The organism is Akkermansia massiliensis, from assembly GCF_018847375.1.
GTDB lineage: Bacteria > Verrucomicrobiota > Verrucomicrobiia > Verrucomicrobiales > Akkermansiaceae > Akkermansia > Akkermansia massiliensis.
Genome location: NZ_CP072036.1, coordinates 2,312,437 through 2,323,297 on the forward strand (window position 1 = coordinate 2,312,437; position 10,861 = coordinate 2,323,297).

General features: G+C 57.3%; 10 protein-coding genes. 9 read left to right on the forward strand and 1 reads right to left on the reverse strand.

Annotation, left to right across the window (positions count from 1 at the left end; genetic code table 11):
* The first annotated feature begins 103 nt into the window (after positions 1-103).
* The gene (locus J5W70_RS09620) at positions 104-754 is read left to right on the forward strand and encodes an NUDIX hydrolase N-terminal domain-containing protein (protein ID WP_022396771.1); all 651 of its coding nucleotides are present in this window, start codon (positions 104-106) and stop codon (positions 752-754) included.
* A gap of 234 nt (positions 755-988) precedes the next feature.
* On the opposite strand, the gene J5W70_RS09625 is transcribed toward J5W70_RS09620, so the two are convergent.
* Complete coding sequence (locus J5W70_RS09625; protein WP_146018118.1) at positions 989-1,198, reverse strand: hypothetical protein; 210 nt, start codon at positions 1,196-1,198, stop codon at positions 989-991.
* A gap of 272 nt (positions 1,199-1,470) precedes the next feature.
* Here J5W70_RS09625 and J5W70_RS09630 point away from each other — a divergent pair, with 272 nt between their 5' ends.
* The 8 genes from J5W70_RS09630 (at position 1,471) to J5W70_RS09665 (ending at position 10,809) form a co-directional block, all read left to right on the forward strand.
* Positions 1,471-2,133: a sugar transferase gene (locus J5W70_RS09630; RefSeq protein WP_022396772.1), complete on the forward strand. Its 663-nt coding sequence runs from the start codon at positions 1,471-1,473 to the stop codon at positions 2,131-2,133.
* Positions 2,134-2,169: 36 nt separating this feature from the next.
* Positions 2,170-2,967, forward strand: coding sequence for a polysaccharide biosynthesis/export family protein (locus J5W70_RS09635; protein WP_022396773.1), 798 nt, complete (start codon positions 2,170-2,172; stop codon positions 2,965-2,967).
* 36 nt (positions 2,968-3,003) lie between these two features.
* On the forward strand, positions 3,004-5,328 hold the full coding sequence (locus J5W70_RS09640) for a GumC family protein (RefSeq protein WP_215832741.1): 2,325 nt from the start codon (positions 3,004-3,006) through the stop codon (positions 5,326-5,328).
* Between the two features lie 120 nt (positions 5,329-5,448).
* Complete coding sequence (locus J5W70_RS09645) at positions 5,449-6,945, forward strand: MATE family efflux transporter (protein ID WP_215832742.1); 1,497 nt, start codon at positions 5,449-5,451, stop codon at positions 6,943-6,945.
* Positions 6,946-6,949: 4 nt separating this feature from the next.
* Positions 6,950-7,810 carry a hypothetical protein gene (locus J5W70_RS09650; protein WP_022396776.1) on the forward strand — a complete coding sequence of 287 codons (861 nt, stop codon included), beginning with the start codon at positions 6,950-6,952 and terminating at the stop codon, positions 7,808-7,810.
* Between the two features lie 13 nt (positions 7,811-7,823).
* A complete protein-coding gene (locus tag J5W70_RS09655) occupies positions 7,824-8,810 on the forward strand; it encodes a hypothetical protein (protein WP_022396777.1) in 987 nt (328 codons plus the stop codon).
* Between the two features lie 5 nt (positions 8,811-8,815).
* A complete protein-coding gene (locus J5W70_RS09660; protein WP_022396778.1) occupies positions 8,816-10,147 on the forward strand; it encodes a glycosyltransferase family 4 protein in 1,332 nt (443 codons plus the stop codon).
* Complete coding sequence (locus J5W70_RS09665) at positions 10,135-10,809, forward strand: acyltransferase (RefSeq protein WP_022396779.1); 675 nt, start codon at positions 10,135-10,137, stop codon at positions 10,807-10,809. The genes J5W70_RS09660 and J5W70_RS09665 overlap by 13 nt, the downstream gene beginning before the upstream one ends.
* Positions 10,810-10,861 lie beyond the last annotated feature (52 nt).

Genomic DNA, 10,861 nt, shown 5'->3' on the forward strand with positions numbered 1-10,861 from the left:
GATGGGGAATGGTCCAGAAGGCCTGAGTGAACAATCCGCCACGGAAGGCGGCCGGATGGAAAATAAGGTTCGCCGGGATAGCTCCTTGTGGTAACGTGGACGCATGGATGACGCTGGTGAAACGGTCCGTAATGCGCTGCCTCCGCAATGGCTGGAATGGGCGGTGGAACTTCAGTTTATGGCCCAGGCGGGGATAACGTATGCGAAAGACCCCTATGATCTGGAGCGTTTCCAGCGGTTGAGGGAAATCGCCGCGGAAATCATGAGCGCCAAATCCGGGCTGGATATGGATACGGTCCGGGGGCTGTTTTGCAGTGAGACCGGATTTCAAACGCCGAAAATGGATACCCGCGCGGCTATTTTCCGGGAAGGTAAAATATTGCTGGTGAAAGAAAAAGACTCCGGCTTGTGGTCCATGCCGGGCGGCTGGGTGGATGTGAACCAGTCCGTGCGCGGCAACACGGTCAAGGAGGTTCTGGAAGAGTCGGGCCTGCGTGTGGAGGCCGTGCGCCTGATTGCCCTACATGACCGCAACAGGCACAACCCTCCCCCCTATGCGTACGGGGTTTGCAAGGTCTTTGTATTATGTGAAGAAAAGGGCGGCTCCTTCCAGCCCAATCCGGAAACGTCTGAAAGCCGCTGGTTCGGACGGGATGAACTGCCTCCCATGGCTTTGGAAAAGAACACGCCGGAACAGGCGCTGCTGTGCTTTGATGCGGCGGACGATCCCTGCTGGAATCCCGTGTTTGATTAAAAAAGGGAACATATACGGCAAAATCATTGACTCTTTCCGGGAAAGTGCTATGCCAGTTCCAGCGGCTTGCGAAAAGCGGGCTGTTTTATTCCGGCTGTAACGTTCCCTTCTTCTAGCGGTCAGGAAGGCCGTCTCTCCAACGGCAAAGGCTCGGTTCAACTCCGGCAGGGAATGCCATCCGCCCTATGGCATCATAGGAACCGGTTTTTTGTCTTGATGCCTGTTGCCGGCAATTCATTGTCCGTGAAGATGTGCGCTTTTTGGCGCATGCCCCAGGCGCATTTCTTCGGAATGCCTCCTTTTCCGAAAGAATTTTCCAGCCCTCGGAAATTCAGGTTTCTTTTTCCTTAATTTTCCTGTTTTTCCATTGCGGTCCTCTTCAATTGCGGCATTTTGAACCCGGAATATTCTGGTTGTTCCTGTGAGCGTGGAAAGCGGTTTCATTTTTCAGGAATGGCGGCGTTTTTCGCCTTTCCATTTTGTTGTTGTTGCATTCATGAAAAGTGCGGATTTCAAATCCGTCGTCAATGACGAATTAATATTTTTTCATGCGGATCAGATACTTGTGGTTGAATATATAAATGGCAGCGCTTCCGCAAGGCGGCGTGAAAGGAAATTTTAGAATCATGCAAGTTATTTATCATCATTGATGATGAGCGTTTTTCTCCGGAAAGTCAGATGCCGGATTTGAAATCCGGTAGTTTGCGTGCGGAGCCATGTATAAGTTTTTTGGAAAACGCGTATTGGATATTGCCATATCCTTATGGACATTGATAATCGTATCGCCTCTTCTGGCCGTTATATCCATAATACTCCTGGTTCATACGCGGAAGTCTCCGTTTTTTTTCCAGACGCGTGTGGGGTACCGCGGGAAATTGTTCAGGGTTTTTAAATTCAAGACCCTGACGGATGCCCGTGATTCGGAGGGGCTCCTGCTTCCGGATGACTTGAGGTCTTTTCCGCTGGGAACTTTTTTACGCCGCTATTCCCTGGATGAACTGCCTCAGCTGGTCAACATTATCAAGGGAGACATGTCCATTGTAGGCCCCCGGCCATGGATTCCGGAGCAGCTGGATGTTTTTCCCGGCCGCTGCCGCATGGCGCGCTGTTCCGTCCGGCCCGGATTGACCGGCATGGCCCAGGTATACGGAAGGAACGGAATCCCGTTCTACAGGCGGTTGTGCTACGACATCGTTTACGCCCGGAATGTGTCCCTGTTCATGGACGCCAGGATCGTTTTCCAAACCGTTGTCCGGTTGCTGGCCCATAAGGACGTCCGGCAGTGCGAGGACGCTTTCAGGAATATCTCGGGCAGCATGCTCATCAGGAACGATCTTTCCGTGCCTGTGCCTTTTCCGTCCAAGCAGGAAGAATCCTGATTATTTATCCATTTAAAACCATAACCTTATACCTTAATGATGATGAACCGCCCCTCTCTTTTTTCTCCCGGAATTTTCCGGCTGGCCTCCCTGGCTGTCTGCTCCCTGCTGCTGGCCTCCTGCGTCAATCCGAAAGAGGTTCTCTATATCCAGGACATTACGGGTGAGACCCGGCAGGATATAGTCACCAAATACCAGACGACTATTCAAAAAGACGATCAGCTTTATATTTCCGTCAGCAGCAAGCAGCCGGAACTGACTACCCCCTTCATCATGGCGGAAATGGGCAATTCCATCTCCAACAACGCCAGCAATTCGCGGCCCAAAGGGTACCTGGTGGACGACGAGGGATATATTGTCCTGCCGGTCATCGGGAAGATGAAGGCCGCCCGGAAGACGTGTTCCCAGCTTGCCCACGACATTTCCGCAAAGCTCCGCAACAGTGATTACATCAAGGACGCCTCCGTCAACGTCCAGATCATGAACTTCAAATTTTCCGTTCTGGGAGAGGTGAATAATCCCGGCTCCTACCAGGTGGACGGCCAGCGCGTCACCATTTTTGACGCCATCAGCCGGGCGGGAGATTTGAATATCGACGGCAACCGGGACATCGTGCTGATCCGGGAAATGGAGCGTGACCGGAAGATCGTCAAGCTGGACCTGCGCAGCAAGTCCATTTTCTCCTCTCCTTATTACTATATCCGGCAGAATGATATTATTTATGTCACTCCGTCAGACCGCAAGATCAACATGAGGAGCGAAAGCGCCCAGTACTACGCCTGGGGCCTTTCGGGCCTGTCCCTGCTTATTGCCGTCATCGCCATCAGCCTGTAAGCCGTTTCATCCTGTTTTCCTTCCATGCCCGTTTCAGTGATACAGCCTGAGGACAACGATATTTTTTCCTTCCGGTTCATTTTTTCCACGGCCAGGAGGTATTGGCCCTGGATTCTGGCGTGCGCCCTGCTGGGCGGGGGGCTGGCTTATTTCATCTGCGCCCGGCAGGGGTATCTGTACCAGAAGACCGCCCGCATCATGCTGAGGGATGACAAGCAGAAGAATGCCCAGGTCTCGGAAATCATTCTTTCCGATCTGGGGTTCAAGCCGGGGGAGGCCAACCTGGCGAACGAGAGCTATGTGGTCAAGTCCTCGGAGGTGATGAGCCGTGTGGTGAAGGGGCTGGGGCTCGACGTCTCCTACTGGGAAAAGCGGAATATCCGGGAAGTGGATCTTTACCATACGACTCCCCTGAAGGCGGAGTTCAGTGAAGAGGTGGCGTTTCAGCCTTGTTCCCTGGCGGTTACTCCGCTGAATGGCCGGGAATTTTCCCTGTCTTACCGGGCGAAGGAGAGCGGGGAAAACGTTCTGCACGGAAAGTTCGGCGTTCCGCTGAAGCTTCCCTTCGCCACGGTGAATGTATGCCCTACTTCTTATTTTTCTTCAGGCAGCATGGGAAGGACCATTTTCGTGGAGCGCGTTTCCGTGAAGGAGGCCACCGACGGAATGCTGGGCCGGCTGAGCGTAACGCGGCCCGATTCCAAGGAAAGCAGCCTGCTGGAGCTGACGTTGAGGCTTTCCCATCCGCAAAAGGCGGAAGACGCCCTGAATTATCTTATTGAAGTTTACAATGACCATTCCAGGCGGGAGAAGCAAATGGCCGCCTCGCGGGCGGAGGAGTTCATCGTCAAGCGCATTGGCAAGCTTGGCGGCCAGCTCGGCGGCGTAGACAAGCAGGTGATTGACTACAAGCGCAACAGCCGGATCGTCAAGGATATGGATACGACGCTGGATGCCACGTTCAACAGGGTGCAGGAAATAGGGACGGAACTTTTTTCCACCAGGACGGAGTTGATCCAGGTGAAGGTGCTCGCCAGGCTGCTGGCGGACCGGAGCCGCCAGCAGGACATGATCCCCGCCAATATAGGCATTCAGGATGCGGGAATTGCCAAGCAGATCGAACTTTTCAATGACAATTTCCTCCAGCATAAAAAGTTGTTCGCCAGCGCGGGAAGGCAGAATCCCATGGTTTCCTCCCTCGCGGAGAACATGAAGGAGATGCGCGAATCCATTGGCCGTTCCATCGCCAATTACTGCAACGCGCTGGAAGTGAGGATGGGTGAACTGGAAAAGGAGCGGAATGAACTCAACCGGCTTTTGTCGGACATGGCCTCCAAGGATGAAGGCCTGGTCCCTCTTCTCCGGGAGCAGAAGGTCATGGAGGAACTTTACCTGATGCTGCTGAAAAAGAGGGAGGAAAACGCCCTGGCCCTGGCTACGACGGAACCAAGCGCCCGCATTCTGGAACCTGCGTTCGGCTCCAATGCTCCCGTAGCGCCCAGACTGTCCCTGATGACGATGGGCGGCATGGCCGGAGGCGCTTTTGCAAGCCTTTTGGCCCTGCTGGCCGGGAACGCCCTGAATACGAAGGTGCGGGACAAGAAGGACCTTGCCGGCCTGACGGACCTGCCGCTGGCAGGGGAGCTGCCCCTGCTTTCCGGAAAGGAGCGGAAGAAGCTGCCCCTGGTCGTCACGAATGGCCGTTCCTTCATGGAAGAATGCTTTCACATCCTCCGCAATAATGCGGAACTTATGCTGCTGCCCAATCCGGAGGAAGCGCCCCGCATCCTGTTCCTGACGTCCACAAGAGCGGGGGAGGGGAAGACGTTTACGGCCCTGAACCTGGCTGCCGCGTATGCCCAGACCGGGAAAAAAGTCCTTCTCATTGATGGAGACCTCCGCAAGGCCAGCCTTTCCGCCTTTTACGGAGGGAAGAATGCCAGGGGCCTTGTCCACCTGCTGATGAATCCGCAGGTTTCTCCGGATTCCGTCCTGCAATCCGGCAAAAGATTCCCGGGATTTGACCTGGTGACGGCAGGCCCCGTTCCCCCCAATCCCGTCGCCTTGCTGACCCAGGGCCGTTTGGAAGAGCTGCTCCGGTACTGGCGCGCCCGGTATGACCGCATCATTCTGGACGGCTGCCCGTATGAGGCCGTGGCGGACGCCTCCCTCATGGCGCGCCATGCGGACCTGGTCCTGTATGTCATCAGATGCGGCATGATCGAGAAGCAGTACGTCCCCGTCATCCAGGGGCTTGCGGACAAGGGCGAATTCCGTTCCGGAGCTGTTATCCTCAATGCGGAGAATTTCAAAAATTCCCGTTTTCATTACTACGACGAGTATTCCGAAACTGACGGATAGCGCCGTTGACCGCCCCCTTTTCTTCAGCATTAGCCCCATAGCCTTTTTCCCGGTATTTTCTTCTTCCACCGTTTCATGAACACCGTCTCCAGAGTGATAAGGAACACAGGATTCCTGTATATGAAAATGGGCGTCACCATGTTCGTTTCCCTGTACGCGACGCGCCTGATCCTGAATGCCCTGGGAGTGGACGACTTCGGCATTTTCAACATGGTGGCGGGCGTGATTGCCATGCTGGCTTTTCTCAACGCCAGCATGGCGGCGGCTACCCAGCGCTTCATGAGCTACGCGGAGGGGGAAGGGGACCCGGAGAAACAGAAAATCGTGTTTAATATCAGCGTGGTGCTCCATCTTGCCATTGCCGTGATGGTCGGAATCCTGCTGTACGCTGCGGCCCCCATCCTGTTCGGGCATGTTCTCAATATTCCGGAGGACCGGGTTTTTGCCGCCAGGTGCGTATACTGGGCCATGATCGCCAGCACCGTGTTCGGCATTCTGGGCGTTCCCTGTGAAGCCGTGCTGAACGCCCATGAAAATATGCTGTATTTCGCCGTCATAGGCGTTCTGGAATCTTTCCTGAAGCTGGGGGCGGCCCTGCTTGTCGTTCATGTGCTGGCGGACAAGCTGATTCTGTACGGGGTGTTGATGGCCGGGATTTCCATCCTTGCCATGACGGCCATGCTTGTTTATTGCCGCAGGAACTATGCGGAGTGCGTGATTGCGCCGCGGCGTTACTGGAAACGCGGCGTTTTCCGGGAAATGGGAAGCTTTGCGGGCTGGAATTTCACGGTTTCCGCCAGCAGCATGCTGTCGGAATACGGCGTCGGCATCGTTCTGAACCACTTTTTCGGCGTTGCCCTCAATGCGGCGCAGGCCGTCGCCCAGCAGATCAACGGGCAAACCATGGCTTTTTCCGGGACCATGCTGAAGGCCCTGAATCCGGTCATTTCAAAAAGCGAGGGGGCGGGCAACCGCGGCCTCATGCTGCGGGCCTCCCTGTCCGGCTGCAAATTCGCCTACCTGCTCATGGCGGTTTTCGCCATTCCCCTGATTCTGGAGGCTCCGGGGCTCCTGGGCCTCTGGCTTCATTCCGTCCCCGCCTGGGCGGTCCTGTTCTGCAGGCTCCAGCTTGCCAGAACCTTGCTGGAACAGCTTTTCCTCAGCCTGGGGGCCGCCATTTACGCGGAGGGGAACATCCGCCTGTACACGCTGGTGAAAACGGGGTCCGGAATTCTTTTCCTGGGCGCTACCTGGGGATTCTACCGCATGGGATGGCCTCCCTGCATGATGTATGTGGCCGCCATTCTTTTCGTAACCCTGCCGGGGGGGCTGCTGGCCCTTTCCATCTGCGTGCGGCGTCTTGGCCTCAGCCTGCGGGATTTTTCTTTCCAGGTGCTGGCGCCGTGCCTTGTTCCCAGCGCGGCTACGTTTGCCGCGGGCATCCTCCTGTGCCGGATTGATGCGTCGCTTTCTCCCGTTCCGGTATTGTTCCGCACCTGCTCGCTCCTGGTCGTCTTCCTCCTTTTCCTCTGGTTTTTTTCTCTGGACGGCAGGGAGCGCGGCACCCTTGTTTTTTTCCTGAAAAGCGCCTGGAGGAAAATTCAGTTTTCCAAATAATTCCATGAAATCCTATTCCATTCTCGTCAATACCTGTGATTCCTTTGAAGACTGCTGGGAGCCTTTTTTCAGGCTCTGGTCCCTCTATTGGCCCGATTGTCCCGCCCGCGTGTACCTGAATACGGAGTACAAGGCCTACTCCGGTCCGGAGAAAAACGTCATTTCCCTGAGGAGTTGCGCAGGGCGGATCATTCCGGGGCGCAGGAGGGCCACGTGGAGCGAATGCCTGAAATGGGCCCTGGAGGCCATGGAAACGGACACGGTGCTGTACATGCAGGAGGATTACTTCCTGACGGCGCCGGTGGACGGCGGGGCGGTGGAAAGATACGCGGCGCAGATGCGCGCCCATCCGGAAATTCCCTGCATCCAGTTGACGCCGGAGGGAATTCCGGCCCGAGAGCCTTCGCGGTATGAAGGCCTTTTCACCAGTGACCCGGATTATCCCTGGTATGCGTGCTGCCAGGGCTCCCTGTGGCGCAGGGAGGCGCTGCTTTCCCTGTTGAGGAAGGAAGAATCCGCATGGAAGTTCGAATGCTTCGGCAGCCGCAGGGCTAAGTATTCCCGCATGGAGTTTTTGACGGTGGACCCCACTTTGTTTTCCCGGGAGGGGTACCAGATCATTCCCTACATTTTCACGGGCATCATCCACGGCAAATGGTACGGGCCGGTGGCGGAGCTGTTTGAACGGCACGGCATCTCCATGGATTTTTCCAGGAGGGGTTTTTTTGATCCGGAGGAAAAGCCCCCTTGCTCCGCAAGAATCAGGAATGCCGCCAGGAACTGGAAGACGTGGCGCAGCCGGCTGGAGCTCCGGTCCATGAAGCGCCGCTTCCTTCGGGAGGAGAATGCCTGCGGAGGTAATTAAACTTGTCCATGCCATGATTTCACTGATGCACCAGAGTTTGCATTTGCTGCGCCGCATGTTTGACCGCTGTTCCGGCAGGGAGGAACTGGGCCCCCCTTCCTGTGAACTGGATGCGGACGCGGCTTCCGCGATGATTGAGGACCTTCTCCGCTCCGGCCGTCCCGCCATGGTGGGACGGTTTGGCTGCACGGAAATGTCCTGCCTGCATAATTATCTGGAAATTGGGAAGGCGGGCAGGAATCCGCTGGACTACATCACGGGCCGGAGGGACCAGTGGTGGTGGAATAAAAACATCATGAGGCAGATGAGGGAGTGGTCCGGCTTTTTCCCGGCCGCGCCGGAGTATCTGGCCCGTTTCTGCGAGCTGATGCTGCGTGACATGATGGAACTGGATATCCTGGGAAGCTGGCTTCCGTATGAACGGGAGGTGATGCCCATGATCCGGGACGTTCCCCGCGTGCGCCTGCTGAATCTGGAGCCTTACTGGTCTTCCCGGCCATGGAGCAGGGCCCTGGAGGGAAGGAAGGTGCTGGTGGTCCATCCTTTCGCGGAAAGCATCACGCTCCAATACGAACGGAACAGGGAAAGGATTTTTGAAAACCCGGAGGTTCTTCCTTCCTTTTCCCTGGAGACGCTGGCCGCCGTCCAGAGCCTGGGCGCGGGGCCGGACCGTTTTGCCGACTGGTTTGAAGCCCTGGCATGGATGGAGGGGGAGATGGACCGCCGGGATTACGATGTGTGCCTCATCGGGTGCGGGGCTTACGGCTTTCATCTGGCGGCCCATGCCAAGAGGAGGGGCAGGCAGGCCGTGCATCTCGGCGGGGCTCTTCAACTGCTGTTCGGCCTGCGGGGCAGACGCTGGGAAGACCCTGCCTACGGGGCCGATCCCGGCGCTCCCAAACATGATTATTCCCGGCTTTTCAATGACGCGTGGGCGAGGCCGGGAAGAGAGGAGACGGTAGGCCACGCCAGCCGTGTGGAGGGGGGGTGCTACTGGTGAAGAACATGAACGCTCCGGAAAAAGGGATGAACGTGCTCTGGCTGTCCAATATCCTGTTTCCCGAACCGTGCCGGATGCTTGGGCTTCCGGAACCGGTTCTGGGAGGCTGGATGTACGCGGGAGCGCAGGAGCTGATGAAAGCCGCCCCGGATTTAAAGCTGGCCGCCGTCATGTTTTACCCGGGGCGCACCCTGCGCCGCCTGGACGGGGAGGCCATGACCTATTACCTGGTTCCCGCCCCTGCGGACATGGGGGTTTACAGGAAGGAACTGGAACCCTGTTTCCGGGAAATCAGGGATATATTCAGCCCGGACGTGGTCCATATCCGCGGTTCCGAATACCCGCACTCCCTGGCCTGGGTGCAGGCCTGCGGGGCGGAACGCACGGCCGTTTCCATCCAGGGGCTGTCTTCCGTCTGCGCCGGGTTCTATATGGGCGGCATTCCTGCCCGGGAACTCGTGAAATCCGTTACCTTCCGCGATCTGCTGCGCCGCGACACGCTTTTTGCCCAGCAGCGGAAGATCAAGGCGCGCGGAAAATACGAACGGGAGCTGTTCGGCAAGGTGCGCCATGTAATAGGATGTACCGCCTGGGACCGTTCCCACGCATGGGCCATGAACCCCGCGGCGCGGTACCATGTTCTCCAGCCCACGCTCAGGGAACCCTTTTACCGTCATGAATGGGATGCCGGAGCGTGCGAAAAGCATACGATTTTTCTCAGCCAGTCCCACTACCCCCTGAAAGGATTCCACAAGGTGGTGGAGGCTCTTCCCCTGGTCCTGCGGCATTATCCTGACGCCAGGGTGAAGGTGGTCGGACCGGACATCCTGTCAGTCCCTGCGTGGCGCAGGAACGGCTACGCCCGTTATTTGGGAAACCTGATGGAACGGCTTGGAGTCCGGGACCGCTTCCGCTGGCTGGGACGCCTGGACGCGGAGCAGATGTGCAGCCAATTCCGGAAGGCGCATGTATTCGTTTGTCCCTCCATGATTGAAAATGAGTCCAATTCACTGGGGGAAGCCCAGATGGTGGGCACTCCCTGCATCGCGGCTTATGCCGGGGGGATGATGGATTCCGTGTCCGACGGGGAAACGGGTTTCCTGTACCGGTTTGAAGAGACGGAAATGCTGGCCATGCTGGTGTGCCGCCTGTTCGGGGACATGGATCTGTGCAGGCGTATTTCCTTCCGCGGAAGGCAGGCCTCCCTGGCGAGCCATGACCGTTCCGCGAATGCGGAACAACTGAAACGCATCTACGGGAGCATTGCCGGAGACGCAGGGAACGGCACGGAGGAACATGAAGGAAAGGGAAGGGAGGGGGCCGCATGCAGCAATTGATTTATCTTGCCAGGAAAGCCGTGCTCCGCTGCTGGGCCGTCTGCCTGCATCCCCTTCACAATTGGTATGCCAGGTGGCTCCTGTATGCCGGCAATGCGGTTTACGGCCCCGGCCTCTGTTCGTTCGGAATTCCGGACGTCAGGATATCCAGGGGAAACCGCCGCCGTTCCGTTCCGTGCCGCATAGGAAGGGAATTTACCATGCGGAACGGCCCCCACGGCGTCTCCCGTTCCTCCCAGCGCTGCCTGATTTCCGTGGACCGGGACGGCGTGCTGCGCATCGGCAGCCGGGTGGGCATCAGCAATACCGTGATTATCTGCACGCGGTCGGTGACGATCGGAGACGATGTAAAGGCCGGATTCGGAGTCCACATCATGGATACGGATTTCCACGCGTTGGACCCGGAAGCCAGGCGGGGAGCGGAGGACAGGCTTCTGCGCCGGTCCGCTCCCGTCAGGATTGGGAACAACGTCTTCCTGGGTGCCGGAACCTTCATTTTGAAAGGCGTTTCCATCGGGGACAACGCCGTCGTGGGAGCACGTTCCGTGGTAACGCGTTCCATCCCTTCCAATGAGGTGTGGGCGGGAAATCCGGCGCGCCGCATCCGCCGGGCGGAGGAGGGGAAAGCTTCTCCGGTGATGGAAAGGAGCGCGCATGCGTAATACGGCCCTTTCATGTCAGGCGAATGAAAGGCCGCCCCTTGATGGGAAATCC

Bases quoted from the DNA above. Each gene is read 5' to 3' on its own strand.
- J5W70_RS09630 (WP_022396772.1), top strand. From the start codon at position 1,471: ATGTATAAGTTTTTTGGAAAACGCGTATTGGATATTGCCATATCCTTA.
- J5W70_RS09645 (WP_215832742.1), top strand. From the start codon at position 5,449: ATGAAAATGGGCGTCACCATGTTCGTTTCCCTGTACGCGACGCGCCTG.
- J5W70_RS09620 (WP_022396771.1), top strand. From the start codon at position 104: ATGGATGACGCTGGTGAAACGGTCCGTAATGCGCTGCCTCCGCAATGG.
- J5W70_RS09635 (WP_022396773.1), top strand. From the start codon at position 2,170: ATGATGATGAACCGCCCCTCTCTTTTTTCTCCCGGAATTTTCCGGCTG.
- J5W70_RS09655 (WP_022396777.1), top strand. From the start codon at position 7,824: ATGATTTCACTGATGCACCAGAGTTTGCATTTGCTGCGCCGCATGTTT.
- J5W70_RS09660 (WP_022396778.1), top strand. From the start codon at position 8,816: ATGAACGCTCCGGAAAAAGGGATGAACGTGCTCTGGCTGTCCAATATC.
- J5W70_RS09665 (WP_022396779.1), top strand. From the start codon at position 10,135: ATGCAGCAATTGATTTATCTTGCCAGGAAAGCCGTGCTCCGCTGCTGG.
- J5W70_RS09625 (WP_146018118.1), bottom strand. From the start codon at position 1,198: ATGAAACCGCTTTCCACGCTCACAGGAACAACCAGAATATTCCGGGTT.
- J5W70_RS09650 (WP_022396776.1), top strand. From the start codon at position 6,950: ATGAAATCCTATTCCATTCTCGTCAATACCTGTGATTCCTTTGAAGAC.